Raw genomic sequence first — 24,925 nt, forward strand, 5'->3', positions numbered from 1 at the left:
AACGTCGGTTCCGCACGGGTTCAATCTCCTGGGATGCAACGCTCTCCGGCTGCACTTTTACGGTGCAATCGTAATCGTGAATTTGGTGGCTCACTCCTGCGGTACGGAACGACAACCCTGTGCCCCGATGGCTCGACAAACACGTCTGCCGCCGGCTAAGTGTGAGCGTTGTTGTTGTTGTTGGCGACGCCGTTAGACAACCTAGTGCATGACCTCAAGCACTCTGGTCGTGGCACATTGATCTTGCGGCCATCGAAATTGAAGCCTGAGGCATCATATGTCACCGTCCGGTGACTTATCGACGACGCGGTCGCACGCCTCAACTGACGGCGATTGTTCGCGACCATTTGGCGAAATCTGGTCATCGACATTTGCTACTTATTCGGCAATAATCGGTGAAGTCGACGGGCCCTGCCGTGTTGTGTCGTTGCGTATTGTTGATTGGGATTAGCTTACTCCTTGGGGCGATGAATGCGCGAGCCGAAGACAGTCTTGCGCCATTCTCCGTATCGCCTCTTTGGCCACTGGCTATTCGTCTGGACGGACCGATCGATGCGCGGTCGGCTTTGTCATTCAGGCGAATATTGGCGGCCAACCCGAACGTCAAAATCCTAGTGCTGAACAGTCCGGGCGGTGACGTGCAGAATGGCCTGCTGATTGCCGATGACGTCTATATGAGGGGCATGAGCACCGTTATCTCCTCGGACTCCGGCTGCGCCTATGTCTTTTTCGCAGGCAGAAATCGCATCGTCCAGGGCCGTCTCGGTGTCCACCAGATCAGCGGCAACGTCGGTCTGGGCGGCGCGCAACTCAATATTTCGGATATCCTCGATACGCTGAACAAATATGGCGTCGATCCTCGCATTTTTCCGATCATGTTTCGTACGTCATCGGACGATATTCATTTCTTTAATGCCGATGAGATCAAGCAGTTCGGGATCGAGCATCTCTCGCCAGATGCGCAAAACAGCCCGATTTCTGCAGCTCAGACCGCTACTCCAACGATCCAATCGGCGCCAGCATCGATCAACGGCATGAGAGACGAAGAGACGGCAGCCCGGAACTTTGTCGCCGGATTGGTAAGCTCGGGTAGTCTGCCGGCCAATCAGGCGATTGCGTTTGCCTCGGATGTTTACGCTGGCAACGTCCGTTTTTATGGCAAGCAGAAGAGCCTGGACGAGATACTCGATGACAAGCGCAAATTCTTCGAACGTTGGCCGAATAGAATGTATCGCTTGAGGCCGGAATCGGTCGTCATCGCCTGTGATGGGGATCTGTGCCGCGTGAGCGGTGACTTCGATTGGTATGTCGGCAGTCCGCAGCGCGCAAAGAGCCTCAACGGCACCGCAGAATTCTCCTATTCCTTGAGCATGAAGGGGCAGATTCAGGTGCTTGCCGAAGACGGCAAAGCCCGAAAATGATCTTGCATGAAGATTTTCCTGCCCCATCCTGGATGGTAAGAACTGTGTGCCGAGCACGGTCTTCGGATAGGCTCGAGTATCGCGCCGCCGACATTCTCACGCGCCGTCGAGATCGTTCAGGGTTCCGTCAGCCGCCTGCTGTAAGGCGCCGTCGTGCGAAAGGCGCCCCCAACCGAATTTTCGCATGAGGTGCCCAAAAGCGCTTCAGCTCTGCCTCTCACGAGGGGCAGAGCTTCTTGATCTTCATCGGTTAGATCACTGATTTTCCACGGATGTTTCGAATGTCCTCGACGCCTTCAGCCGGCTGTCCCAATTCGCAATGAACTGGCGCGCGATCTCGGCACTCTCGGTGAAGGTCACCTCTTCCGCCATGACCCCATATTCCATGATGCTGTCTCTTATGCGAAAGATTTGGCATCGCTACAGGGACGCCATTTCTGCCCATGACTTTTGACGATCAAACACTCTCGCCGGAGTCGAAACCGCTGGTCGGCACCGCCCTATCGGCTTTCTTCAACCGTGATGCCGTTATCGTTGCATCTGATTTGATCGGCGCGCGCTTTGCGGTCGAAGGCATCGGCGGCCGCATCGTCGAGACGGAGGCCTATCGACCAGACGATGAGGCGTCGCACGCCTTTCGTGGGCCTACTCCGCGCAATGCCGCCATGTTCGGGCCGCCGGGCCATGTCTATATCTACCGTTCCTACGGCATTCACTTGTGTCTGAACTTCGTCTGCCTTACTGGGAGCGCCGTGCTCGTCCGGGCCCTGGAACCAGAGATCGGTATCGAGGAGATGGTGGGGCGTCGCGGCATGACCGATGTCATGTCTCTGTGCAACGGGCCGGGAAAGCTGTCGCAGGCACTGGCGATCGACATTAGCTTGAATGGCATATCGCTGGATCAGCCACCTTTCGCGCTCTTGCTCGCTGAGCCGGTGGCGACCGTCGTCGACAAGCGCATCGGAATCACCAAGAACGTCGAACCTCTTTGGCGCTTCGGTGCTGCAGGTTCGCGTTTTGTCAGCCGCCGCTTTCGCTGACAGGGCATTTCGAGGAAATGAGTGCAGCGGTTTTCCGTCCGGAATGCGCTGAGACATCTGGATAGAGCATTTGCGATTCGGGGCGACGCGGAAGCGCTCTACGAAAGTGACCGCCGGGGTGGTGCCCGGCGGCCATTCAGCCACGCAGTGAAACTGGAAAGGCTGCGTGGCTATTCCATGGCGACGCTGTGGTCCACGGCCGGCGGCGCCGATGGTTTGCGCAGAAGCAAAAGCAGCGGTATGGCGCAGATGGACATCAACATCAGCAATTTGAAATCGTCGATATAGGCGATGATCGTCGCTTGCGTCGTGATCATGCCGTCGAGCGTGGCGCGGCCGACCGCCGTCAATGGACTAAGGCCGTGGGCGGCAGTCGCATCGAAATAGCGGTTGAAAGGCGTCACATAGGCGGCGATGTTGGCGTGGTTGACCTGCGTATTCTCCGTGATCAGCATCGAGACGACCGAAATGCCGACGCTCGAGCCGATGTTACGGGAGAGATTATAGAGGCCGGTGCCATCGCCGCGCATCTGGGCCGGCAGCGTCGCGAAGGCAATGGTCGTCAGCGGTACGAAGAGGAAGCCGAGGCCGGCGCCCTGGATGAAGCCGACGGAGACCAGCGTCCATTGCGAAACCTCAGGCGTCCAGCCCGTCATCTCGTACATGGCCCATGCCGTAAGCGCGAGGCCGAGGAACAGCAAGAGTCGCGTATCCACCTTGCCGATCAGCCGACCGACGAGGAACATGCAGAACATCGTGCCGAGACCGCGCGGTCCCATGACGATGCCGGCCGTGACGACGGGATACCCCATCAGCGTCTGCAAATACGGGGTCATCAGCGCAAGTGAGGCCAGATAGGTCACGCCGACGATGAAGATGAAGAGCATGCTGACGGCAAAGTTCTGGTCGAGAAAAAGCCTAGGATTGACGAAACTTCGCTCGGCCGTGAACGTGTGTACGATCAGCAGATAGAAGGCACAGACGCAGACCAGAGCCTCCACGATGATCTCGCCTGAATAAAACCAGTCGAGCTGCTCGCCGCGGTCGAGGAATAGCTGCAGGGCGGCAATGCCGATAGACAGCATGCCGAAGCCGAACCAATCGAGCTTGGCAAGGGCGTCAAGCTTGGTTTCCGTCACATAGACGACGATGCCGAAGAAGGCGAGCGCGCCGATCGGCACGTTGATGTAAAACACCCACCGCCAGCTGATATTGTCGGTCAGCCAGCCGCCGATGACGGGGCCTAGAACAGGGCCGACCATGACCGAGACGCCGAACAGAGCCATGGCGCGGCCACGCTCCTCGACGTTGTAGATATCGAGCAGGATGCCCTGCGACAGCGGCACGAGCGAAGCGCCGAAGAGGCCCTGCAGCAGGCGGAAGCCGACGATCTGCACCAGCGATTCCGAAAGGCCGCAGAGAACCGAGGCAGCGACGAACCCAGCGATTGCCGTGAGCAGGACGCGCTTTCGGCCGAACTTGGCCGAAAGGAAGCCGGAAGGCGGCGTCATGATCGCCGCCGCCACGATATAGGACGTCAGGACCCAGTTGATCTGGTCCGCACTGGCGGAGACGTCGCCTTGAATATGAGGCAGGGCGACGTTGGCGATGGTCGTGTCCAGCGCCTGCATGATGACGGACAGGATGACGCAGGCGGTGATCGCGCCACGATGGGCGATCGGCGCCGATGGCGAAGTGGTGGTGGCGTTACTCATGGTCCTGACCGCGGGAATGGCCCAGCAGGTTGGTGACGAAGTCCGGCAGGCCGCGGGCATGGCCGGTGTCGACATCGGCGACGACGCTCATCCCGACACGCAGCGGCGGCTTGCCCTGCATGTCGTCGATGCTGATGATCATCGGTATACGCTGCACGACCTTGACCCAGTTGCCGGTGGTGTTCTGCGCGGGCAGCAGCGAGAAACTCGATCCCGAGGCTGGCGCTATGCTCGCCACAGTTCCCTTCCAGGTAACACCCGGATAGGCATCGACTGAGATCGTCACTTTCTGGCCGGTTCGCACATAGGTGAGTTCCGTTTCCTTCGGGCTGGCGTTGATCCACATATGCGTGGTCGATACCAGCGAGAAGCCCTGCTGGGCGGCCGTCAGATAGGCGCCGACCTGCAGTGAGGGGACATTGGCGGTGACGCCGTCGAACGGAGCTCGCACCACCGTGTCGTCAAGTTCGCGCTGTGCATTATCGACGGCAGCCTTGGCCTGAAGATAGAGCGGGTTCTGCTCGACCGGAAGATTGGCGGCCCCCTCGCCGCCCAACTGGGCCAGCGTAGTGGCAGCCTGCGCCTGAGCGACGGAGACCTTCTGCTGCGCAGCCTCGAGATTGTGCTTGGCTTGATCGAAGGCGGCCTTGGACGCGACCGAGCTGTTGATCAGGTTCTGCTGGCGATCAAATTCCGTCTGGTAGTAGGGAATATCGGCCTGTGCCTGTGAAATCTCGGCCAACGATTGCTTGTAGCTCGCATGCAGATTCAAGATCTGGTTCCGGGCGTTGCCGAGCTGCGCCTGCGCGCCTTCCAACGTGATGCGGAAGGAGTCGGGCTTCAAGCGGAACAGCACCTGCCCTTTTTTCACGACTTCGTTTTCGCGCACATCGACCGAAATGACCGTACCGGAAACATCGGTCGAAACGCCGACCATATCCGCCTGGATATAGGCGTTGTCGGTGGACATGATCTGCCCCCCGGTAACGTAGTAATAGCCGCCGATGACGAGGACCACGGGAAGCAGCGCAAAGAGGATGGGCCGCGTCAGCTTGCGGCGCTTGCGCGGCGCTTCTTTCGGCGTAACCGAAGCTGCGGGGGCCGCTGTTGCGGGTTGCGCTGCCGGGTTTGAGGATGGCGCTTCGGCTACGGGAGCTTGGATTTGTTCCGCGGAGTTTGCGTTTGCGGGAACGCGCAGGGAGGAAGATGCATCAGCCATGTTGTATCTCTTTATCGACTGCCTTCGAGCGGCAGGCGTGAAGCAGGTTCGATTTCATGAGGATAAGCAATTCGTGGAGGCGCTCGCGATCCTCAGGGGGAACGCCTTCAAGCGCCTCCTTGCGGGTCTGTTCGCCAATGTTGCGCATGGCATCGATCAGAGGACGGGCCTCCTCCCGCATGTAGAGCAACCAGCTGCGGCGATCGCTCGGATGTTGTCGTCGCTCCACCAGTCCGCGTTCGCTGAGCTTGTCGAGAATGCGGACGAGCGTGATCGGTTCGATTTCCAGCATCTCGGCCAGTCCGGCCTGATGGATGCCTTCATTGTTGGCTAGATAGGCGAGCGTCTGCCACTGCGAGCGTGTCAGCCCCAAATCCTTCGCGCGCTGCTCGAACCGTTTGCGAAGAAGTCGGGCGACGTCGTGGAGAATAAAGCCGAGAGTTGGTGTCGATTCCATGATGTGGAAAGCCTGCTATTCATAAGCAACCTTATAATTATGCCTACGTATAGTAAGCATCCGCCCGATACAAGAGGCTAGCGGATCAAGATTTTGCGATGGTCGAAGATGTCGCAGCGGTGTCGCAAAGATGTCGCAGTGCGATCCGCAGCCCTGGGCATAGAGCTGCATCAAGCGGTCGGCTTTAGGTGGCCGCCATTATCTCCGGAATTGAAAAGGCGCGAACGATCGAAGCGTCCGCGCCTTTTCGGCAATTCCACTGTCGAATGGACGTGTGGGGCTCATCCATCCTATCGAGAGTTTGGCGTGGAGTTAGCGCCGACTCAGCAAGCCGATGAGATAGCCAATGCCTGCCGCGGCAGCGACCATGAAAATCGGTTCCTGACGAACTCTCTCTCGGAACTGCTCAGTAATTTCCTCGGCTTCCTCTGCGACGACAGACTTCGCTCCCTGCCCTACGGCGGCCACGCTCTGTGACAGTTTCGACAGATCCTCGCGCAATGCCGCAACCTGAGCGGCCAGATCTTCCATCGCCGTCTCCGTTTGGGCTCGCGCCGAAGTGGATTGTGAGGAAGCTGATTTCGTCTCTGCCATCGTGTGCTCCTGTGTGTTCTTGCGGGGTAGAACGTCATTGCGCGTCAAAGGTTCCGGTTCGTTTACGCCTCGTGGGGTGATTTCCCCAGTGGCTCTTCAATTCCGGTTCGGATTGTTCTAAGGAACTCCGATTGTTTCGCTCGCAGGCGAAGACGTGTTGATGACGAGGTTTGCTTTCCGATGTTCGATGTGCTGAGAAAAATCGCCCAGACCTGGGTTGCAAAGGGTTTGTTGCTTCTTTTGGCGGCGGCTTTCGGCATATGGGGCGTCGAGCGTTCGCTCATCACGGGCGGCAACAGCAACACGGTGGTAACGGTCGGTGATCAGCAGATCGATACCAACGAGTTCCGCCTCGCCTATCGCCGCCAGATTCAGGCGATCAGCCAGCAGTTGCGTATGCAGATCACGCCGGACCAGGCGCGCGCCTTCGGCATAGGACAGCAGACCGTCGCTCAGCTCGTTGCAGGAGCCTCGCTCGACCAGCTTGCTGCCGACATGAACCTGGGGCTTTCCCAGGACCGTCTGGCCAAGCTCATCGGCGACGATCCGGCGTTCAAGGCACCGAACGGTGCTTTCGACCGGCAGAAGTTCGAGTTGCTTCTCCGTAACAGCAATATTTCGCCCGATGATTACATCAAGGAGCGCAGCAAGGTCGCGATCCGCAGCCAGATCGTTGAAGCCGTTTCGAACGGCTTCGTCGCGCCGAAGGTTCTGGTTGACGCCGTCAAGCAGTACCACGACGAGAGCCGCAGCATCGATTATCTGCTTCTCACCAACGCCAACATCGATCCCGTCAAGGCTCCGGCTGAAGACGTTCTGTCGAAGTGGTTCGAGGGGGTTAAATCCAAATATCGCGCTCCGGAATATCGGAAACTCGCCTACGTGAAGCTGCAAGCCGAGGATTTGGCCGATCCGGCGAGCGTGTCGGATGATGAGCTGCGCGCCCAGTATGACAAGCGCAAGGACAGTTTCAAGACGCCGGCCACCCGCACGATCGAACAGCTGACCTTCGCGAACAAGGATCTTGCCAATGCTGCCTCCGAAGCACTGAAGACCGGCACGACCTTCGACCAGCTTGTTACCGATCAAGGCAAAAAGCCCTCCGACGTACTGCTCGGTACCTTCAACAAGGACCAGATGCCTGACAAGACGATCGCCGACGCCGCCTTCGCTGTCACCAAGGATGGCGGCACTACTCCCGTGGTGGAAGGCTCCTTCGGCCCCGTCATTCTGCGCGTGACGAACGTCAAGGACGAAACGGCGAAGAATTTCGATGACGTCAAGGAAGACATCCGCAAGCAGATCGCGCTCGGCAATGCCGCCAATGAAATCACCAGCGTTCACGACAAGTTCGAGGATCTGCGCGGCTCCGGCGCCTCGCTCCAGGAAGCGGCATCGCAGCTCAAGCTGAAGCTGGTCACAATTGACGCGATCGACGCAACGGGCCTGGATCAGAAGGGTAACGAGATCAAGGATCTGCCGGTTCGTCAGCAGTTGCTTTCCGAGGCCTTCAAGGCCGAACAGGGCGGCAACCCCGCCCCGCTGACCGTCGGCAACAACGGCTATGTCTGGTATGATATACTGAACGTGACGCCGGATCACGATCGTACCCTCGCCGATGTCCGCGAAAAGGCCATCGCAGACTGGACTGCTGAGCAGCAGAAGGTTGCCCTTGCCGCCAAGGCAACCGAGCTGAAACAAGCAGCGCAGAAGGGCAAGTCGCTCGCCGATATCGCTGCCCCACTTGGCATTGCCGTCGAAAACAAGACCGGCATCACACGCTCGACGGACGACCCGGTTCTCGGTCGTGGCGGCATTGCCGCAGCATTTTCAGGTCCTGTCGATACCGCTGCCAGCTCCGGCGGCGCCGACGATACCACGCAGATCCTGCTGAAGGTCACCGATGTCAACGACAACCCGACAACGGATGCCCTCAGCAACGACGATCAGCAGGTCGCCCAGATTGCCAATGCCGCCGGTGACGACATTCTCGACCAGATCGTTGCCCAGCTGCAATCCAGGTACACGGTTACCGTCAACCAGAGCCTCGCTGAACAGGCGATGTCCCGTTAAGCCCGATCGGGAGGATGGATAGTCAATGTCAGAGTTGAAACCTTTCCTCGCCAAGGTGGCCGGTCGCGAGGCCCTGACGCGGGATGAAGCCCGGCGCGCATTCGAAATCCTGATGTCAGGTGAAGCAACACCGTCGCAGATCGGTGCGTTCCTGATGGCACTGCGCGTGCGCGGCGAAACGGTCGACGAGATCGTCGGCGCCGTCACCACGATGCGCGCCAAGATGCTGCCGGTGGAAGCCCCGGCAGATGCAATCGACATCGTGGGAACCGGCGGCGATGGCGTCGGCACCTACAACATCTCGACGCTTGCAGCATTCATCGTCGCTGGCGCTGGTGTGCCGGTCGCAAAGCACGGCAATCGTGCCCAGAGCTCGAAGGCCGGCACGGCAGACACGCAATCGGTTCTTGGTATCAAGCTCGATATCGGGCCAGAGGTGATTTCTCGTTGCATTCGTGAAGCCGGCATTGGCTTCATGTTCGCGCAGCTGCACCATTCCTCGATGCGCCATGTCGGCCCGTCGCGGGTGGAGCTCGGTACGCGCACGATCTTCAATCTGCTCGGACCGCTGTCGAACCCGGCCGGCGCACGTCGCCAGCTGCTGGGTGTGTTCGCGCCGCAATGGGTCGTCCCCCTCGCGGAAGTGCTTCGAGACCTGAACGCCGAAAGCGTCTGGGTCGTGCATGGCGATGGCCTCGACGAGATCACCACGACCGGCACCACCTCCGTCGCCGCGCTCGAGAACGGCAAGATCCGCACCTTCGAGCTGACGCCGTCGGATTTTGGTCTGCCGCATGCAGATCTGGCCGACCTCAAGGGCGGCGATGGCGTTGCCAATGCGGCGGCACTTCGAGACGTGTTGAGCGGCGCGAAAAACGCCTATCGCGACATCGCCCTTGCCAATGCGGCGGCGTCGCTGGTCATTGCCGGGAAGGCGGAAACGCTCCATGATGGCATGAGGCTCGCGGCACAGTCGCTCGATAGCGGCGCAACAGCCGCAGCGCTGGAAAAGCTGGTCGCCGTCTCCAACGAAGAATAGGTTCAGGACGTCATGACCGATATCCTTCAGAAGATCGAAGCCTACAAGCGCGAGGAAATCGCTGCTGCCAAGGCCAGGGTTTCGCTTGCCGATCTCAAGGCTATGCAGACTGAGCAGTCTGCGCCACGCGGTTTCCACAAGGCGCTTCTTGCCAAGCAAAGCGCTGGTGTCTTCGGCCTGATTGCCGAGATCAAGAAGGCGAGCCCGTCCAAAGGGCTGATTCGCCCCGACTTCGACCCACCTGCCCTCGCCAAGGCCTACGAGGCCGGCGGTGCGGCTTGCCTCTCCGTGCTGACGGACACGCCGAGCTTCCAGGGCGCACCGGCATTCCTCACGGAGGCCCGCGCAGCCTGCTCGCTGCCGGCGCTACGCAAGGATTTCATGTTCGAGACCTATCAGGTGCAGGAAGCCCGCGCCTGGGGCGCCGACTGCATCCTGCTGATCATGGCGTCGCTTTCCGATGACGATGCGCAGCGGCTGCAGGACGAGGCCTTCGGCCTTGGCATGGACGTTCTGGTCGAGGTTCACGACGCCGAAGAGATGGAGCGTGCGCTAAAGCTCTCCTCGCCTCTGATCGGCATCAACAACCGCAATCTCCGCACCTTCGAGGTCAGCCTCACGGTCAGCGAGACGCTGGCGGCCATGGTGCCGGCCGGCCGATTGCTGGTCGGCGAGAGCGGCGTCTTTACTCATGCCGATTGCAAGCGACTCGAGGCGGTCGGAATCACCACTTTCCTCGTCGGCGAGAGCCTGATGCGCAAGGATGATGTGACGGCCGCGACGAAGCTGTTGCTGAACGGCGAAACCGGCATTCTGGCGGCCGAATAAGATGACCACACCCAAGGCCGGCCTCACGCATATCGACGCAGCCGGCGAAGCGCATATGGTCGACGTCGGTAACAAGGCCGAGACGGCGCGTAGCGCCACCGCCACCGGCCACGTGAAAATGAAGTCGGAGACATTGGCGCTGATCCGGGAGGGCAATGCCAAGAAGGGTGACGTTATCGGCACGGCGCGGCTTGCCGGCATCATGGCGGCCAAGCAAACGAGTAATCTCATTCCTCTATGCCATCCGCTGATACTGACCAAGGTTACCGTCGATATCGTCGAGGATGCTGCCCTGCCCGGTTTGCGCGTCACCGCAACGGCCAAGCTGACCGGCCGCACAGGCGTTGAAATGGAAGCGCTGACGGCGGTTTCCATCGCCTGCCTGACGATTTACGATATGGCGAAGGCCGCCGATCGCGGCATGGAAATCGGCGGCATTACTCTATTGGAGAAATCCGGCGGGAAATCGGGAGATTTCCGCCATCCGGGAGCTTGACGCATGAGCCTGTTACCTGTCGCCGAAGCTCAAGCACGCCTTTTGGACAGCGCAACGCCGATCCATCGCGTCGAAAGCGTACCGCTCGATGCGGCCGAGGGTCGCGTGCTGGCGAGAGATCTCGCTGCCCGCCTCACTCAACCACCCTTCGATGCTTCAGCGATGGATGGCTATGCCCTGCGTTTCGAGGATGCCGCGACCCCCGGTTCGGAGTTGCAGGTCATCGGCGCATCTGCTGCCGGTCATGCCTTCGACGGAGCTGTCGGCAAGGGTGAAGCCGTTCGCATTTTCACCGGCGCGCCAGTTCCGACAGGCGCCGATACGGTGCTTCTGCAGGAAGATGCCGGACGTCTCGAAGGCGACCGTATTCGCACCACCTACCCGTTGCGTAAGGGACAGCACATACGCCCACGCGGCCAGGATTTCCTTCTCGATGAAGTCGTGCTGCCCGCGGGTACGGTGATGGATTTTACGCGCCTCACGGTTGCAGCCGCCATGAACCATCCGGCGCTCGACGTCTATCGCCGGCCGCTGGTCGCCGTTCTCGCGACGGGTGACGAACTGGTCGCGCCGGGTAGCGCACCGGGTCCATCACAGATCGTCGCGTCCAATACGTTCGGCATCGCCGCCCTTGCACGCAATGCCGGCGCCCACGTGCTCGATCTTGGCATCGTTCCTGATGATAGCGATGAAATCACCGCTGCCATCGGCCGTGCACAGGCGGCAAAAGCCGATATCGTCGTTACGCTCGGTGGCGCTTCCGTCGGCGATCACGATCTCGTACAGGCAACGATGATATCAGCCGGCATGAAGCTGGATTTCTGGCGCATCGCCATGCGCCCGGGCAAGCCGCTGATGGTTGGCAGCCTCGGTGACATCCACGTTCTCGGCCTTCCCGGCAACCCGGTTTCCAGCCTCGTCTGCGGCCTGCTCTTCCTGGAGCCTTTGATCCGCAAGCTCGCATCCCTGCCGCCGGTCAAGCGCGAAGGTGTCGCACGCGCAGCCATACCCTTTGCTGCGAACGATCAGCGTCAGGATTATGTGCGCGCGACCCTGACGAGAGCCGATGATGGCGGCTGGCTCGCCGAACCCTTCTCGAAGCAGGATTCGTCGATGATGAAGGTCTTTTCGCGTGCGGATTGCCTCATTGTTCGTCCGCCGCACGCCCCTGAACGCGAAGCCGGGGCGCCTTGTCCGATCATGCTCTTGAGGCCAGAGCAGCTGGGTTGAAGCCATTCCGGAAGCACGCGCTGCAATTCTGAGGAACCCGCGGCGCGCTTTGGTCGGTGGACAGCGAGCAAGAAAAAGCCGGGAGGTTTGACCCACCCGGCTGACCGATTTTCAGATCGATAGGCCATTACTTCACGGGCTTCTCGTGATGGCCGCCGAAGCCGGCGCGCATCGCGGAGAGAACCTTGTTGGCGTAGTCGTCGTTGCCGCGCGAGGCGAAACGGCCATAAAGCGCAGCGCTCAGCACCGGCGTCGGAACGCCCTCGTCGATCGCAGCCGAAATCGTCCAGCGGCCTTCGCCCGAGTCGGAAACGCGGCCGGCATACTGCGAAAGGGCAGCATCACCGTGCAGGGCGTCGGCAGTAAGATCGAGCAGCCAGGAGGTGATCACGCTGCCGCGGCGCCAGACTTCGGAGATTTCGGCAATATCGAGATCATACTGATAGTACTGCGGGTGCGAGAGCGGAGCAGTCTCGGCATCCTTCTCTGCATCCTGCTTGCCGATATTGGCGTGGCGCAGAACGTTCAAGCCTTCGGCATAGGCTGCCATCAGGCCGTATTCGATACCGTTATGAACCATCTTCACGAAATGGCCGGCACCGGACGGGCCGCAATGCAGATAGCCCTGCTCTGCTGTGCTGTTCTTGGCGGCTTCTTCCGAGCGCATCGCCGACGGAGCGACGTCACCGACGCCAGGAGCAAGCGTTGCGAAGATCGGCGACAGATGCTGGACGGTTTCCTTCTCGCCGCCGATCATCAGGCAATAGCCGCGCTCGAGGCCGAAAACGCCGCCGCTGGTGCCGACGTCGACATAGTGGATGCCCTTCGGCTTCAGCTCTTCGGCACGGCGAATATCGTCATGGTAATAGGAGTTACCGCCGTCGATGACGATGTCGCCTTCTTCGAGAAGCGGAACGATGGCTGCCAGTTCCTGATCGACGATTGCAGCCGGCAGCATCATCCAAACGACGCGCGGCTTGGCAAGTTTCGATACAAAATCCGCGAGAGACTTGCTGCCGGTGGCGCCGAGCTGTTCAAGTCCAGCAACGCTTTCCGGGCGCGCATCGAAAACAACCGCGCTATGACCGCCCCTCATCAGGCGCTGCACCATGTTGTTGCCCATACGGCCAAGGCCAATCATTCCGATTTGCATTTTCAGTCTCCTAGGACGGTTTCAATCGTTTGAATACTGCATAGAGATATTTCGCAATATTTTCCAATGAACAAATGACGGGCGAGCTATGCATGAGCGAGACAACGCAGAAAAATCCACGCGCTCACGCATCTGTGATATCGCCGGTCGAAAGCATTCGCTTTTCGCCATGATCACGCTTTGCCCACTTTGAGGAAAGCTGTATTTTGCCGGTCTGTTTTCGTCCGTGAACTTAGCACCGTTCGCGGGCTCTTTGCATTATTCTCTTTCGGGCGGCGCTCAGAGCAAGCGTCAAAGGGGGCATATGGCTGCGTCTCTGAAACTGCCGTTGGTTCCAGCTTCGTTCTTTGGCATGGTTCTGGGGCTTTCGGGCCTAGCCAATGCCTGGCGTGTTGGAACTCGCATCTGGCAATTGCCCGGGGTGGTTGGTGAAGTGCTGACCTTTGTCAGCCTTGCCGTTTGGCTGGTTCTGATCGTGCTTTACTTGCTGAAATGGGCAATGGCCCGCGAGGAAGCCCTCAAGGAGGTCGCGCATCCTGTCCTGTGTTGCTTCATCGGCCTGATCGGGGTGGCCACCATGCTGGTGGCCGGCGGGTTGCTACCCTATTCGCGGGTTGGTGCAGAAGCGATATTCCTGGCCGGAGCAGTCTACACGCTCGCCTTCTCGGTGTGGCGCACAGGCGGTTTGTGGCAAGGCGGGCGCGACATTGCAGCCACCACGGCAGTCCTTTACCTGCCAAGTGTCGCAGGTAGCTTCGTTACCGCGATTGTGGCCACCGCACTCGGCTTTCCGCAATGGGCGCAGCTTTTCTTCGGCGCTGGGTTCTTCGCGTGGCTGGCGATCGAATCGGCTCTGCTTCATCGTCTTTTGACGGGACCGGCGCTTCCTCCAGCCTTGCGGCCCACACTTGGTATCCAGCTGGCGCCGCCAGTCGTCGGTGCGCTCGCCTATATCGGCGTCCTGCAAGGTCCCGCCGATATACTTGTGCATGCCATGATCGGCTACGGCCTGCTGCAGGCGCTTATCTTGATTCGCTTGCTCCCCTGGATCACGGAAGAAGGGTTCAGCCCGGCCTATTGGGCATTTTCTTTCGGTGCGACGGCGCTTGCTGCAGCCCCAATGCGACTGATCGAGCGTGGTGAAAGCGGCTCCATCGCCCAACTTGCGCCCATACTTTTCGTGGCCGCCAATATCGTCGTGGGCCTGATCGCGCTCGCCACGATCTGGCTTATCGTCAACCGCAAACTGGAGATCGGCTGGATTGAACTCAAAGATCGCGATGCAGGCGCGATCGGCCGAGGTTAGGCGAAGCCAACTCGAATATTGGGGGCATTCATGTTGGACCATGTGACGATCGGCGTACGCGACCTGAACCGTTCCCAGATGTTTTACGACGCGACTCTGAAGCCGTTGGGCATCGAACGCCTTTATGCCGAGGGTGAAATCTTTGCCGGCTATGGCATTGGATCGAAAGCATTCTTCTGGATCGGACAGCGCGACGGGCAACAGACCGGAACTCACGTCGCCTTTACCGCTCAGGGGCGAGATGTCGTTGATAAGTTTCATCGAGCCGCCCTTGTGGCCGGCGGCGTCGACAATGGCGGGCCCGGTCTGCGTCCGCACTATCACGCCAGCTACTACGGCGCCTTCATACTCGATCCGGATGGCCACAATATCGAGGTCGTATGTCACTTTCCGGTGGCTACGCCGTAGTTCGACCAGAAACCAGCGAATGTAGGATCACCGAAGTGGCGGCCCGACATAGCGGGCACGCGGCCGGATGAGGCGGCCACTCGTCGCCTGTTCCATGGCATGAGCCAGCCAGCCCACGGTGCGCGCCAGTGCAAAAATGATCAGGGGCGCATCCTCCGGAAGATGATAGGCATGCGTCATCGCGGTCAGGGCAAAGTCAACATTGACGCGCTCACCGACAAGCTGCTCGCCGATATCACGCACCTTGGCGAAAAGCGGCGGGAGCGTGAGGCACTGCAGCAATGTCTCACCGCGGATATCGACATCCGGATAGAGTTGGTGGCCGAAGGACGGCAATGGCCTACCTTCCGAAAGGTAGCTGCGGACGGCCTCTTCTGCGCCGATCGACGCTGCTCGCGCCATAAGCGAGCGCACGCTTTGCCAAGCGCCGCCGTGCAGCGGTCCGGTCAGCGTCGAAAGACCCGATAACACTGCTGCAGACAACGTCGCACCAGCCGAGGCCGTGATTCGCGCTGTGAATGTCGAGGCGTTCAATTCATGGTCTGCGAGCAGCACGTAGCAGCGTCGTATCATGTCGCCTGCATCCGGGCGTCCCCAGGCGAGCGCGAGCCGTTGATGCAGCGGCATGCCGGCGGCGCCTGGCGCCAGAGCATCGGCAACTGTCCCGAAGACGCTTTCCGCTTCGCTCTGCAATGCCGGAAGCGAGCGGCCGAGCGAGGGAAGATCGCTGGTCGTACGCGCGGCAAGTGCCAGAAAGGCCGCTTCCAAAGAGGGGATCGTGTGCCGCACTTCTCCCTCCTCCAGACGAAGCGGTCGCTTCATATCCCAAAGCAGGAGCGCGATATCTTCAAGGCCAGCATTTTCGGCCAGCGTCGCTGCGTCTTGGCCGCGATAGAAAAGCCTGCCATCGAAAACAGTCGATAGAGCCGAAGGCAATACCGGATCGCCCCATTGTATGGCTTCGGCGGCAACCGTCTCCGTCTTGCGCCGCCCGGCATGGCGCGTCGCCAGCCTTTTCACATCGTCGGTGAAGTAAAGACTGCGCCGCGTATCCGCCGGATCCGGCTTTGCGCGAATGCGCCCGCGGCTGACGTTGGCATAAAGCGTCTGCGATTTCGTTCCCAGCAGGTTCAGCGCCTGCTCCGCCGTCAGCCAGCTCATCGTTCCTCATGTTGATTAATTGCATCAAGATTGACGTCAATAAGAATAGGTCCGATCTAATCCGATAGTCAAAGGAGAACCGTAATGAAAAGTGGTCTTGAAGATGTCGTCGCAGCGGAAACCAAGCTATCGGATGTCGATGGCGCGGCCGGTCGGCTGATCATCCGAGGTGTTTCGCTCGATGATCTGGTGGCAACCAGCCGCTACGAGGATGTTGTGGCGCTATTGCTCGATGGCCTGTTCGACGCGCATATCGATGCCGCCTCTATCCGCAGCCAGCTCGGAGCGGCCCGCGTCGCACTGTTCGCCCATGTCGAGGCTGCCGACCCAGCCGACCCAGCCTTGCTCGCCCTGCCGCCGGTAGACGCCATGCGGGCTCTTCTGGCGCGTATCGAGGATGGTGACGATCTCGCCAGTGCCATCAGACTGATGGCGGCACCTGCCGTTTTTCTGCCAGCCGTGCTGCGACTGCAGAATGGCGACATGCCGATAAAGCCGGATGCCTCTCTGTCCCAATCCGGTGACATTCTGCGCATGCTGAGCGGCCGTGTACCGACTACCGAACAGACGGCGGGATTGGATGCCTATCTGGTGACGATCTCCGATCACGGGCTCAATGCATCCACCTTCGCCTCGCGCGTCATTGCCTCGACCCATGCCGGTTTGACATCCTCCGTGCTGGCGGCAGTCAGCGCCCTCAAAGGCCCGCTGCATGGCGGCGCACCCGGTCCGGTCCTCGATATGCTCGATGGCGTGGGCAAACCGGAAAACGCCCGTGCTTGGCTGTCGCACGCACTCGATCATGGCGAACGGCTGATGGGCTTCGGCCACCGCATCTATCGTGTGCGCGATCCGCGTGCCGATGCTTTGAAGACCGCGCTGAAGCCGATCTTCGCCAGCGGACAGGCGGATGCCGGACGGATCGCTCTGGCCGAGGCAATCGAGGCTGCTGCGCTCGCCCTGCTTAGGGAGCGCAAGCCGGATCGCCCGCTTGATGTCAATGTCGAGTACTACACGGCTCTGCTGCTCGATGCGCTCGGCTTTCCGCGCAACGCCTTCACCGGCGTCTTCGCGATCGGTCGCACCGTCGGTTGGATCGCCCATGCGCGCGAGCAGACGCTCGACGGGCGACTGATCCGCCCGCAATCGCGCTATGTCGGCCCTCTGCCGAAGGCCGCGTAGAGCTTCGTCAACATTGATCCTGGATCAGGCGGCCGCGGATTGGCGCGGCCGCACCAAGCCATCGCGGACATAGCGGGCAAGCTCTGACGCTGCCGGCGTCGCCTCTCCCTTGGGTAGATGCAGGTTGATGGAAAAAATCGGCAATTCGGGCAAACCGTCCTCGACGGAGAGAATATCGAGATCGGCGGGAACTGTAGAGGCCAACCACGCCGTAACCGCTAGGTCCGTGCGGACGGTCGCCGTGGTCGCCTCGATATTCCCGTTCTCGAACATTGTTCTCCAGCGTCGCCCGCCATTGCTCAATGCGGCGAAGACGGACGGACGGAAGGCGCAGGTGTCGGCTACCATCGAAATCGGCAGCGGCTGCTTACGGTAGGCATTCCCTCCCTTCGCCCCCACCCATACGAGTCGTTCGACGGCCAAACATTCGCCCCGCGATAAGCCAAACGGTTCTTCGACGACGCAGAGGTCGATGGCGCCTTTCTCAAGTTCTTCCAGCAGTTCCGGCGACGAGGCACAGACGAGAGAAATCTCCACCTGCGGATGGCGCAAAGTGTAGGACTTCAACACTGGTGCAAGCGTTGCACCGACAAGGTCATAGGGAACGCCGAGCCGAACGCTGCCCTGAACCGTCCGCTCCGTCATGTCGGCCCAGATGTCGTCATTTAGCATCAGCAGGCGGCGCCCGTTGCCGAGCAACCGTTCACCTGCTTCGGTCAGCTTCAGGCCACGTCGATCTCTCTCGAAGAGCGTGCATCCCAGCATCTCTTCCAGCCGCTTGATTTGCTGGCTGACGGCTCCTTGTGTCATATGCAGAATGTTGGCCGCAATTGTCATGCTACGTTGGTCGGCAACTGCGGCAAAGGTTCGGATGAGAGCGATATCGAAGTTTCGAGTCATCCCACTATTATAAATACTAATGCATCTCGCCTTCAATATTCGATTTTCTGATGTCGAGCTTCCGGCTAACCAATCTCCCGAATTGGAGGATCGCTGGAATGACTTTGGAATCGCTGCTGCCGCTGATCCTGTTTGCGCTCGTCTCGACGATTACGCCGGGCGGCGCTACAACGCTTGCCACCGCCTCTGGCGCACATTTCGGCTTTCGCCGCTCGATCCCTGTCATGGCGGGCTTTTCCCTAGGGCTCGGCTCCATGGCTGGAGCCGCCGCCGCTGGGCTCGGGAGCCTGTTGCTAGCCTTTCCTGCATTGCAGATCGCCATGAAGACGCTGGGCACGCTTTATCTGCTCTGGCTTGCGTTGAGGATCGGCAGAAGCGGCCAGCCGAATAGTGCCGGCGGAATGGCGAAGCCGACGAGCTTTGCGGCGGGGGTCTGGATGTTGTGGCACAATCCCAAGGGGTGGGCGGTGACTGTGGGCGCGGCCGCGTCTTTCGCCATGCTCGCAAGCGGCCCGCTTGCCCTGGCAATGCTGCTGGGCCTCACCTTCAGCCTGATGGCAGCATTCTCCCTTTCGCTATGGTGTGCGCTCGGTCAGCTGCTTGCCCGCATGCTGCGTGCACAATGGCAATGGCGCGCCCTCAATTTGGTCCTTGCCTTGCTTCTGGTGGTATCCATCATCTCCCTGTGGAGCGATTGACGTCAGGAATGATTGATCTGCAGGCTGTCATAGCCACGCACCTTGTAAAGCACGGTCGAGATCAGCCAACTCAGCAGGAAGATGCCGAAGACGGCGAAGCCGAAATTGGCAAGGTTGTCATTGAGTTCGCCTATGAAGCGCCAGAAGCCACCTTCGAGACCGAGCTTGTCTGAGATCAGCCCCAAAGCCTCGATACCGCCGATGAAAATGGCGACAACAACCGAAGCGGCGGTGATCGTCAGGTTGTACCAGAGCTTGCGCACCGGCTTGACGAAGGCCCAGCCGTAGGCGCCGGTCATCAGTGTGCTGTCGAGCGTGTCCATCAATGACATGCCGACCGTGAAAAGCGCCGGGAAAACCAGGATGGTCCAGAAGGACATACCCTGTGCGGCCTGAGCGGCGGAAATGCCGAGCAGGCCGATCTCCGTTGCGGTGTCGAAGCCGAGGCCGAAGAGGAAGCCGATCGGATACATGTGCCAGGAGCGGCTAACGACCTTGAACATGGGACGGAAGATACGCGCCAGAAAGCCGCCGCCGGCTAGCAGGGCATCAAGATCTTCTTCGGTGATCCTCTCTCCCCGTTGTGCCCGTTTGAAGGCTAACCAAACGCCCCTGAGAACAAAGAGATTGGCAATGCCGATCAACAGCAGGAAAGCCGCCGAAACCGTCGTTCCGATGACACCGCCGATATCGTGGAGAGAATCGAGCTGGCTCTGCATGGCGGCAGCCGTCGCCGCAATCAGGATCGAGGCAATCACGACAATCGAGGAGTGGCCGAACGAGAAGAAGAAGCCGACCGCATAGGGTTGCTTCTTTTCCTGGATGAGCTTGCGCACGACATTGTCGATCGCAGCAATATGATCGGCGTCAAATGCGTGGCGCAGGCCGAACATATAGGCGAGCAGTGCAATACCGAGCAAAGACGGCCGGTCGGCAAACGCAAACCATGCCCAGATCCATACGGCAATATTGAATGCGATCAGCAGTGCGAAGGTGATTGCGATCTTGGTCATCGGCCTCTCCGTGCGATCGTCAAAAGGATTGAAGATCATACTTTTGTCCCCATTATGCTTACTCGCAGAGTGGCATGGAAACAGAAGTGGTGCGACCGTCAAATGACGTAGATGCGGAAACTCCGGCAGATCGCACGAATGGCAAACCCGGTATGTGCCGGGTTTGCCGCGTCGCCCTACTTAGCCGACCTCAAAGGGATGCCCCTCATCGGCCCAGCCGGTCATGCCGCCGATCATCACCTTCACGCGCTTGCCGAGCGTGCCGAGGCGCCAGGCAGCCTTGTCGGTGCCGTTGCAATGCGGTCCGGCGCAATAAACAACGAACAGTGTATCCTCGGGCCATTCCGCCATTTTCCGGGCAGTCATCTTGCCATGCGGCAGGTTGATCGCGCCGGGAATGTGCTGCTCCTGGAACATGGCCGGACCGCGAACATCGAGCAGAACGAAATCCGCGTTGCCTGATGTCATAGCCTGGCGCACGTCGGAACAATCGGTCTCGAAGGCAAGCCTGCGGGCATAATACTCGGCGACAAGACTTGGGAATGCCGCGGGGATTTCACTGACTAGGGACATGGGACGCTCCTTCTTGGTTGGGTGCATTCATGCCCGAGCGTTCCCGCCGTTGAAATTGGCCGAAATGCCATATAACGTCAAGATCATGCCAAACTCAGAAAGCCGCAATCTTCTCGGCCCACACGTCGTCACGCTGGTCTATGACGGGCTCTGCACCTTCGAATTTGGTGTCGCCTACGAGATCTTCGGCCTGCCACGCCCTGAAATGGGTGACGATTGGTATCGGTTTTCCTCCTGTGCGATCGAGGACGGTCCGTTGCGCGCAGCTGGCGGGTTGGCGGTGCAGGTTGATAAAGGGCTGGACGTTCTGGCCGATGCCGACCTGATCGTCGTGCCCGGTTGGCGCGGCATCGGAGCGCCCGTCCCTGCCCCTCTAATTGCCGAACTGCAAGCCGCCAACCGGCGCGGCGCTCGCATCATGTCGCTTTGCTCGGGCGTTGCTGTTCTCGCCGCCTCAGGATTGCTCGCCGGTCGAAAGGCGACCACGCATTGGCGCTATGTCGATTCCATTGCTGCGCGCTATCCGGATATATCAGTCGATGCCGATGTTCTCTATGTCGATGAAGACCGTGTGCTGACCGCTGCCGGCAGCGCCGCCGCAATCGACCTCTGCCTTCATGTGGTGCGGCAGGATTTCGGGCCTGATATCGCCAACAGCGTCGCCCGCCGCCTCGTCGTGCCGCCGCATCGCGAAGGCGGCCAGGCGCAGTATATCGAGACCCCGGTTCTCCGGCAACGTGAAGGAGCCCGCCTGGGTCCGTTGCTTGAATGGATGCGCGAGCGCTTGCAGGAGGAGCAGCCGATTGCGGCGCTTGCCTCACGGGCCGGTATGAGCGTGAGGACCTTCCAACGCCGTTTCGAGGCGACCACCGGCATGGCTCCCGGCGAATGGTTGCATGGCGAGCGGCTACGACGCGCCCGCGACTTGCTCGAAAAGCAGACTGACGTTTCGCTGGACGATGTTGCCGTGGCGAGCGGTTTCGGGTCGCTCGCCACCATGCGTCATCATTTTCGGGAGAGGCTTGCGGTCAGCCCAAGCGACTATCGCAAGCGATTTGCCGTTCTTAAGGCGCGTCGCGATCGTTCAGATTCGCTTCCTGCGCCTTAAGCTTTTCAGTTGCGCATGTCGTTATCGCAAAACTGCTGCGCATTTTTGCGCGACACGTACTAAACCAGCCGGCTCTGTTCCGTCGCAGCTTCGATGAAGCTGGAGAACAGCGGATGCGGCTCCAGAGGCCGGGATTTCAGTTCCGGATGGTACTGAACGCCGATGAACCACGGATGATCCGCATATTCGATCGTCTCGGGCAGAACACCGTCCGGTGACATGCCGGAGAAGGTCAGGCCGCAATTTTCCAGCTTGTCCTTGTAATCGATATTGACCTCGTAGCGGTGACGATGGCGCTCCGAAATATCGGTCGAGCCGTAGATCTCCGAAATCTTCGTGCCCTTCTTCAGCGCCGCCTTGTAGGCGCCGAGACGCATCGTGCCGCCGAGATCGCCGGAAGAGGTACGCTTCTGCAACTCGTTGCCCTTCAGCCATTCGGTCATCAGACCGACCACCGGCTCCTTCGTGGGACCGAATTCGGTCGAAGAGGCATTCTCGACGCCGGCCAGATTGCGGGCAGCTTCGATGACTGCCATCTGCATGCCGAAGCAGATGCCGAAATACGGCACCTTGCGCTCGCGTGCAAAACGGGCCGCCAGGATCTTGCCTTCAGAACCGCGCTCGCCGAAGCCGCCGGGCACGAGAATGCCGTGCACCTTTTCGAGATACGGTGCCGGATCTTCCTTTTCGAAGACCTCGGACTCGATCCACTCGAGATTGACCTTGACCCGGTTGGCAATGCCACCGTGATGCAGCGCTTCGATGAGCGACTTATAGGCATCCTTCAGGCCGGTATATTTGCCGACGATGGCAATTGTCACCTCGCCTTCCGGCGTGCGGATACGATTGCAGACTTCTTCCCACTGATCGAGGCGCGGCTTCGGAGCCGGCTCGATGCCGAAAGCGGCCAGCACTTCGTTGTCGAGGCCTTCCTTATGGTAGGCCATCGGCACGTCGTAGATGTTGGCGACGTCGAGCGCCTGGATGACGGCGGATTCCCGCACGTTGCAGAACAGCGAAAGCTTGCGGCGCTCGGCTTCCGGAATCTCGCGATCCGCACGCACGAGCAGGATGTCCGGGTGAATGCCGAGAGCCTGCAGTTCCTTGACGGAATGCTGCGTCGGCTTGGTCTTCAGCTCGCCTGCAGCCGGAATGTACGGCATCAGCGTCAGGTGGACGTAGATCGCGGTGCCGCGTGGCAGGTCGTTGCCGAGCTGGCGGATCGCTTCCATGAACGGCATGGCTTCGATATCGCCGACGGTCCCGCCGATTTCGCAGATGACAAAATCATAGTCGTCATTGCCTTCGGTGACGAAATCCTTGATCTCGTTGGTAACGTGCGGAATGACTTGGACAGTTGCGCCGAGATAATCGCCGCGGCGTTCCTTGTCGATGATGTTCTTGTAGATGCGACCGGTGGTGATGTTGTCGGTCTTGGTGGCCGAGCGACCGGTGAAGCGCTCATAGTGGCCGAGGTCGAGGTCGGTTTCCGCACCGTCGTCGGTAACGAAAACCTCGCCGTGCTGGATCGGGCTCATAGTGCCCGGATCCACGTTCAGATAGGGGTCGAGTTTGCGCAGGCGGACTCGATAACCACGAGCCTGCAACAACGCTCCGAGAGCCGCGGCCGCAATTCCTTTTCCGAGGGAAGAAACCACGCCGCCTGTGATGAATACATATCGCGCCATGGGAGTCACCGGATACCTTTTCACAAATGATTCCGCTAGCCCTAAAATTCGTTTCCGGAACTTTGGACGCATTACGCGGAATATAGACAAAACAAAACCGGCAGATCCGAGGACCTGCCGGGGATGATCTTTACGACCAGGCTTACTTGCCGGTCGGAACGTCGCCGCCGCTCTGGGCGGGTGCGGACGTCGTGGCAGCCGGCGCAGTCTGCTGACCGGTCCCGGCCGGAGCCTGCTGAGCAGGTGCCGTAGCGGCAGGCTGGGTTGCCGTTGCTGCGGGAGGCGTTGCCTGCGACTGCGGAGCGACGGCACCGCTGTTCGGAACGCCGCTGTTGTCGACGGGCTTGGCCGGGGTGGTTGCCGGAGCAGCGCCCTTCTGGCCACCCAGCGAATCAAGGATGCCGTTGCCCTGGCCGGCCGTGCTCGGGATACGGTTGAGAATATCCGTCGGGCGACCTTCGAAGCGCGACAGCACGTTCATGCCGAGCGCGAGGGCGAAGAACAATGCAGCCAGGATGGCCGTGGTACGCGTCAGCGCATTGGCCGTACCGCGCGCAGACATGAAGCCCGAGCCGCCGCCGATGCCGAGACCGCCACCTTCGGAGCGCTGAATCAGCACAACACCGATAAGGGCGACGACAACCATGAGATAGATGACAAGCAGTACGGTTTGCATAGGTCCAGTCCTGCCCGCTGGCGGGCATCAAAAATAAAAGCTCGCGGCTCTTTACATGAGGCTCTCGCCTATTCCAAGCCCTTTTAGGGCTGGAACTCCGGGCAAGTTGTTGCTTCAGGCGAACTGCCGTTCGAATGCGGCATAAATGGCAAGGAAGTCGGTCGCTTTCAAGCTCTGTCCGCCAACCAGCACACCATTGACATGTGCAACCCCGAGAAGATCGCCGGCATTGCTGCCGCTGACCGACCCGCCATAGAGGATTCGCATTTGCGCGCCTTCCTTGCCGAAGCGCTGAATCAGCTCGGCGCGAATGAAGGCATGCGCCTCCTCGACGTTTTCCTGGGTCGGCACAACGCCGGTACCGATCGCCCATACGGGTTCGTAGGCAATCACGGTCGTCTGCGCCGTCGAGCCGTCGGGAATGGAGCCGACCAACTGCCGCTTCAGCACATCGAGCGTCTGGCCGCTGTTGCGTTCGTCGGCGGTTTCACCGATGCAGACGATGGCAACCAGCTCCGCATCATGCGCCGCCTGAGCCTTGGCGCGCACCAGCATATCGCTTTCCGCGTGGTTCCTGCGGCGTTCTGAGTGGCCGACGATGACATGGGTGCCGAAGCAGTCCGCAACCATTTCGGCCGAAATATCGCCGGTGTGAGCGCCGCTGACTTGTTGATGGCAATCCTGCGCGCCGATGGCGAGCGGGCTGTCGTCGCAAAGCGCCGTCGCGACATAGAGCAAGGTGGCCGGAGGGCACAGCAGCGTATCGATCTTCTCCGACAGCGGCGCCTTTATGCCATCCGCGATCGCCTTGATCTGGTCCAGGCTTGCTCGCGTGCCGTTCATCTTCCAGTTTCCGGCCAGAAGCGGCCGTATGGATTTGGTCATTCCGATGCTCTCCCCCTATTTCTTCCGTCGACCTAACAAAAAGGAGCAGGAAAGGAAAGTTG

25 protein-coding genes are annotated in these 24,925 nt (G+C 60.0%); 12 read left to right on the forward strand and 13 right to left on the reverse strand.

The genetic code is table 11. The features are described from left to right. The first annotated feature begins 584 nt into the window (after nucleotides 1–584). Nucleotides 585–1,421 (forward strand): hypothetical protein, encoded by an 837-nt coding sequence (locus tag QD461_RS27855; RefSeq protein ID WP_414090487.1) that lies wholly within the window; start codon nucleotides 585–587, stop codon nucleotides 1,419–1,421. A 255-nt stretch (nucleotides 1,422–1,676) separates the two neighbouring features. Here the strand turns inward: QD461_RS27855 and QD461_RS27860 are convergent, their stop codons facing one another. Beyond that, on the reverse strand, nucleotides 1,677–1,808 hold the full coding sequence (locus QD461_RS27860) for a hypothetical protein (RefSeq protein ID WP_414090488.1): 132 nt from the start codon (nucleotides 1,806–1,808) through the stop codon (nucleotides 1,677–1,679). A gap of 56 nt (nucleotides 1,809–1,864) precedes the next feature. On the opposite strand from QD461_RS27860, the gene QD461_RS27865 reads away from it, so the two are divergent. Continuing rightward, on the forward strand, nucleotides 1,865–2,461 hold the full coding sequence (locus tag QD461_RS27865; RefSeq protein WP_414090489.1) for a DNA-3-methyladenine glycosylase: 597 nt from the start codon (nucleotides 1,865–1,867) through the stop codon (nucleotides 2,459–2,461). Nucleotides 2,462–2,631: 170 nt separating this feature from the next. Here QD461_RS27865 and QD461_RS27870 read toward each other — a convergent pair whose 3' ends face one another. The 4 genes from QD461_RS27870 to QD461_RS27885 all read right to left on the reverse strand — a co-directional run bounded on the left by QD461_RS27870 (nucleotide 2,632) and on the right by QD461_RS27885 (nucleotide 6,446). Then, nucleotides 2,632–4,176 carry a DHA2 family efflux MFS transporter permease subunit gene (locus QD461_RS27870; protein ID WP_414090490.1) on the reverse strand — a complete coding sequence of 515 codons (1,545 nt, stop codon included), beginning with the start codon at nucleotides 4,174–4,176 and terminating at the stop codon, nucleotides 2,632–2,634. Beyond that, nucleotides 4,169–5,395 carry an HlyD family secretion protein gene (locus QD461_RS27875; protein ID WP_414090491.1) on the reverse strand — a complete coding sequence of 409 codons (1,227 nt, stop codon included), beginning with the start codon at nucleotides 5,393–5,395 and terminating at the stop codon, nucleotides 4,169–4,171. The genes QD461_RS27870 and QD461_RS27875 overlap by 8 nt, the downstream gene beginning before the upstream one ends. Further along, nucleotides 5,388–5,852, reverse strand: coding sequence for a MarR family winged helix-turn-helix transcriptional regulator (locus QD461_RS27880; protein WP_414090492.1), 465 nt, complete (start codon nucleotides 5,850–5,852; stop codon nucleotides 5,388–5,390). Before QD461_RS27880 ends, QD461_RS27875 begins: the two co-directional genes overlap by 8 nt. A 312-nt stretch (nucleotides 5,853–6,164) precedes the next feature. Continuing rightward, nucleotides 6,165–6,446, reverse strand: a complete 282-nt coding sequence (locus QD461_RS27885; protein ID WP_184710459.1) for a hypothetical protein — start codon at nucleotides 6,444–6,446, stop codon at nucleotides 6,165–6,167. Between the two features lie 180 nt (nucleotides 6,447–6,626). On the opposite strand from QD461_RS27885, the gene QD461_RS27890 reads away from it, so the two are divergent. From QD461_RS27890 to glp, 5 genes are read left to right on the forward strand one after another with little or no spacing between them, the layout of a single operon-like run. After that, the gene (locus tag QD461_RS27890) at nucleotides 6,627–8,519 is read left to right on the forward strand and encodes a SurA N-terminal domain-containing protein (protein WP_414090493.1); all 1,893 of its coding nucleotides are present in this window, start codon (nucleotides 6,627–6,629) and stop codon (nucleotides 8,517–8,519) included. A 25-nt stretch (nucleotides 8,520–8,544) separates the two neighbouring features. After that, on the forward strand, nucleotides 8,545–9,558 hold the full coding sequence (trpD, locus tag QD461_RS27895; RefSeq protein ID WP_414090494.1) for an anthranilate phosphoribosyltransferase: 1,014 nt from the start codon (nucleotides 8,545–8,547) through the stop codon (nucleotides 9,556–9,558). A 12-nt stretch (nucleotides 9,559–9,570) separates the two neighbouring features. Next, nucleotides 9,571–10,386, forward strand: coding sequence for an indole-3-glycerol phosphate synthase TrpC (trpC, locus tag QD461_RS27900; RefSeq protein WP_414090495.1), 816 nt, complete (start codon nucleotides 9,571–9,573; stop codon nucleotides 10,384–10,386). A 1-nt stretch (nucleotide 10,387) separates the two neighbouring features. Further along, on the forward strand, nucleotides 10,388–10,882 hold the full coding sequence (moaC, locus tag QD461_RS27905) for a cyclic pyranopterin monophosphate synthase MoaC (protein WP_414090496.1): 495 nt from the start codon (nucleotides 10,388–10,390) through the stop codon (nucleotides 10,880–10,882). Between the two features lie 3 nt (nucleotides 10,883–10,885). Beyond that, nucleotides 10,886–12,112, forward strand: a complete 1,227-nt coding sequence (gene glp, locus QD461_RS27910) for a gephyrin-like molybdotransferase Glp (RefSeq protein ID WP_414090497.1) — start codon at nucleotides 10,886–10,888, stop codon at nucleotides 12,110–12,112. A 127-nt stretch (nucleotides 12,113–12,239) separates the two neighbouring features. Here glp and gnd read toward each other — a convergent pair whose 3' ends face one another. Then, nucleotides 12,240–13,265 (reverse strand): phosphogluconate dehydrogenase (NAD(+)-dependent, decarboxylating), encoded by a 1,026-nt coding sequence (gnd, locus tag QD461_RS27915; RefSeq protein WP_414090498.1) that lies wholly within the window; start codon nucleotides 13,263–13,265, stop codon nucleotides 12,240–12,242. A gap of 304 nt (nucleotides 13,266–13,569) precedes the next feature. Here gnd and tehA point away from each other — a divergent pair, with 304 nt between their 5' ends. Together tehA and QD461_RS27925 are read left to right on the forward strand one after the other, a co-directional pair. Further along, nucleotides 13,570–14,571: a dicarboxylate transporter/tellurite-resistance protein TehA gene (gene tehA / locus QD461_RS27920; protein ID WP_414090499.1), complete on the forward strand. Its 1,002-nt coding sequence runs from the start codon at nucleotides 13,570–13,572 to the stop codon at nucleotides 14,569–14,571. Nucleotides 14,572–14,601: 30 nt separating this feature from the next. Next, nucleotides 14,602–14,979, forward strand: coding sequence for a VOC family protein (locus tag QD461_RS27925; RefSeq protein WP_414090500.1), 378 nt, complete (start codon nucleotides 14,602–14,604; stop codon nucleotides 14,977–14,979). A gap of 27 nt (nucleotides 14,980–15,006) precedes the next feature. Here QD461_RS27925 and QD461_RS27930 read toward each other — a convergent pair whose 3' ends face one another. Next, nucleotides 15,007–16,140 carry a citrate synthase gene (locus QD461_RS27930; protein WP_414090501.1) on the reverse strand — a complete coding sequence of 378 codons (1,134 nt, stop codon included), beginning with the start codon at nucleotides 16,138–16,140 and terminating at the stop codon, nucleotides 15,007–15,009. Nucleotides 16,141–16,224: 84 nt separating this feature from the next. Between QD461_RS27930 and QD461_RS27935 the strand changes: the two genes are divergently transcribed. Further along, on the forward strand, nucleotides 16,225–17,322 hold the full coding sequence (locus QD461_RS27935; RefSeq protein WP_414090502.1) for a citrate synthase/methylcitrate synthase: 1,098 nt from the start codon (nucleotides 16,225–16,227) through the stop codon (nucleotides 17,320–17,322). A gap of 24 nt (nucleotides 17,323–17,346) precedes the next feature. Here the strand turns inward: QD461_RS27935 and QD461_RS27940 are convergent, their stop codons facing one another. After that, nucleotides 17,347–18,222, reverse strand: a complete 876-nt coding sequence (locus tag QD461_RS27940) for a LysR family transcriptional regulator (protein WP_414090503.1) — start codon at nucleotides 18,220–18,222, stop codon at nucleotides 17,347–17,349. Between the two features lie 98 nt (nucleotides 18,223–18,320). Between QD461_RS27940 and QD461_RS27945 the strand changes: the two genes are divergently transcribed. Next, complete coding sequence (locus QD461_RS27945) at nucleotides 18,321–18,920, forward strand: LysE family translocator (RefSeq protein ID WP_414090504.1); 600 nt, start codon at nucleotides 18,321–18,323, stop codon at nucleotides 18,918–18,920. Nucleotides 18,921–18,922: 2 nt separating this feature from the next. Here the strand turns inward: QD461_RS27945 and QD461_RS27950 are convergent, their stop codons facing one another. Together QD461_RS27950 and QD461_RS27955 are read right to left on the reverse strand one after the other, a co-directional pair. After that, nucleotides 18,923–19,972: a HoxN/HupN/NixA family nickel/cobalt transporter gene (locus QD461_RS27950; protein ID WP_414090505.1), complete on the reverse strand. Its 1,050-nt coding sequence runs from the start codon at nucleotides 19,970–19,972 to the stop codon at nucleotides 18,923–18,925. 141 nt (nucleotides 19,973–20,113) lie between these two features. Beyond that, nucleotides 20,114–20,506 (reverse strand): rhodanese-like domain-containing protein, encoded by a 393-nt coding sequence (locus QD461_RS27955; protein WP_414090506.1) that lies wholly within the window; start codon nucleotides 20,504–20,506, stop codon nucleotides 20,114–20,116. A 64-nt stretch (nucleotides 20,507–20,570) separates the two neighbouring features. Between QD461_RS27955 and ftrA the strand changes: the two genes are divergently transcribed. Beyond that, a complete protein-coding gene (gene ftrA, locus QD461_RS27960; protein ID WP_414090507.1) occupies nucleotides 20,571–21,614 on the forward strand; it encodes a transcriptional regulator FtrA in 1,044 nt (347 codons plus the stop codon). A gap of 59 nt (nucleotides 21,615–21,673) precedes the next feature. Here the strand turns inward: ftrA and QD461_RS27965 are convergent, their stop codons facing one another. The 3 genes from QD461_RS27965 to tpiA form a co-directional block, all read right to left on the reverse strand. Further along, complete coding sequence (locus tag QD461_RS27965; protein WP_414090508.1) at nucleotides 21,674–23,302, reverse strand: CTP synthase; 1,629 nt, start codon at nucleotides 23,300–23,302, stop codon at nucleotides 21,674–21,676. Between the two features lie 142 nt (nucleotides 23,303–23,444). Further along, a complete protein-coding gene (gene secG / locus QD461_RS27970) occupies nucleotides 23,445–23,978 on the reverse strand; it encodes a preprotein translocase subunit SecG (protein WP_414090509.1) in 534 nt (177 codons plus the stop codon). 114 nt (nucleotides 23,979–24,092) lie between these two features. Next, nucleotides 24,093–24,863: a triose-phosphate isomerase gene (tpiA, locus tag QD461_RS27975; protein WP_414090510.1), complete on the reverse strand. Its 771-nt coding sequence runs from the start codon at nucleotides 24,861–24,863 to the stop codon at nucleotides 24,093–24,095. Between the last annotated feature and the right edge of the window lie 62 nt (nucleotides 24,864–24,925).

The organism is Rhizobium sp. BR 314 (genome assembly GCF_047445805.1).
GTDB classification, from domain to species: domain Bacteria; phylum Pseudomonadota; class Alphaproteobacteria; order Rhizobiales; family Rhizobiaceae; genus Rhizobium; species Rhizobium lusitanum_B.

Bases quoted from the DNA above. Each gene is read 5' to 3' on its own strand.
- QD461_RS27860 (WP_414090488.1), bottom strand. From the start codon at position 1,808: ATGGAATATGGGGTCATGGCGGAAGAGGTGACCTTCACCGAGAGTGCC.
- QD461_RS27865 (WP_414090489.1), top strand. From the start codon at position 1,865: ATGACTTTTGACGATCAAACACTCTCGCCGGAGTCGAAACCGCTGGTC.
- QD461_RS27870 (WP_414090490.1), bottom strand. From the start codon at position 4,176: ATGAGTAACGCCACCACCACTTCGCCATCGGCGCCGATCGCCCATCGT.
- QD461_RS27875 (WP_414090491.1), bottom strand. From the start codon at position 5,395: ATGGCTGATGCATCTTCCTCCCTGCGCGTTCCCGCAAACGCAAACTCC.
- QD461_RS27880 (WP_414090492.1), bottom strand. From the start codon at position 5,852: ATGGAATCGACACCAACTCTCGGCTTTATTCTCCACGACGTCGCCCGA.
- QD461_RS27885 (WP_184710459.1), bottom strand. From the start codon at position 6,446: ATGGCAGAGACGAAATCAGCTTCCTCACAATCCACTTCGGCGCGAGCC.
- QD461_RS27890 (WP_414090493.1), top strand. From the start codon at position 6,627: ATGTTCGATGTGCTGAGAAAAATCGCCCAGACCTGGGTTGCAAAGGGT.
- trpD (WP_414090494.1), top strand. From the start codon at position 8,545: ATGTCAGAGTTGAAACCTTTCCTCGCCAAGGTGGCCGGTCGCGAGGCC.
- trpC (WP_414090495.1), top strand. From the start codon at position 9,571: ATGACCGATATCCTTCAGAAGATCGAAGCCTACAAGCGCGAGGAAATC.
- moaC (WP_414090496.1), top strand. From the start codon at position 10,388: ATGACCACACCCAAGGCCGGCCTCACGCATATCGACGCAGCCGGCGAA.
- glp (WP_414090497.1), top strand. From the start codon at position 10,886: ATGAGCCTGTTACCTGTCGCCGAAGCTCAAGCACGCCTTTTGGACAGC.
- gnd (WP_414090498.1), bottom strand. From the start codon at position 13,265: ATGCAAATCGGAATGATTGGCCTTGGCCGTATGGGCAACAACATGGTG.
- tehA (WP_414090499.1), top strand. From the start codon at position 13,570: ATGGCTGCGTCTCTGAAACTGCCGTTGGTTCCAGCTTCGTTCTTTGGC.
- QD461_RS27925 (WP_414090500.1), top strand. From the start codon at position 14,602: ATGTTGGACCATGTGACGATCGGCGTACGCGACCTGAACCGTTCCCAG.
- QD461_RS27930 (WP_414090501.1), bottom strand. From the start codon at position 16,140: ATGAGCTGGCTGACGGCGGAGCAGGCGCTGAACCTGCTGGGAACGAAA.
- QD461_RS27935 (WP_414090502.1), top strand. From the start codon at position 16,225: ATGAAAAGTGGTCTTGAAGATGTCGTCGCAGCGGAAACCAAGCTATCG.
- QD461_RS27940 (WP_414090503.1), bottom strand. From the start codon at position 18,222: ATGACTCGAAACTTCGATATCGCTCTCATCCGAACCTTTGCCGCAGTT.
- QD461_RS27945 (WP_414090504.1), top strand. From the start codon at position 18,321: ATGACTTTGGAATCGCTGCTGCCGCTGATCCTGTTTGCGCTCGTCTCG.
- QD461_RS27950 (WP_414090505.1), bottom strand. From the start codon at position 19,972: ATGATCTTCAATCCTTTTGACGATCGCACGGAGAGGCCGATGACCAAG.
- QD461_RS27955 (WP_414090506.1), bottom strand. From the start codon at position 20,506: ATGTCCCTAGTCAGTGAAATCCCCGCGGCATTCCCAAGTCTTGTCGCC.
- ftrA (WP_414090507.1), top strand. From the start codon at position 20,571: ATGCCATATAACGTCAAGATCATGCCAAACTCAGAAAGCCGCAATCTT.
- QD461_RS27965 (WP_414090508.1), bottom strand. From the start codon at position 23,302: ATGGCGCGATATGTATTCATCACAGGCGGCGTGGTTTCTTCCCTCGGA.
- secG (WP_414090509.1), bottom strand. From the start codon at position 23,978: ATGCAAACCGTACTGCTTGTCATCTATCTCATGGTTGTCGTCGCCCTT.
- tpiA (WP_414090510.1), bottom strand. From the start codon at position 24,863: ATGACCAAATCCATACGGCCGCTTCTGGCCGGAAACTGGAAGATGAAC.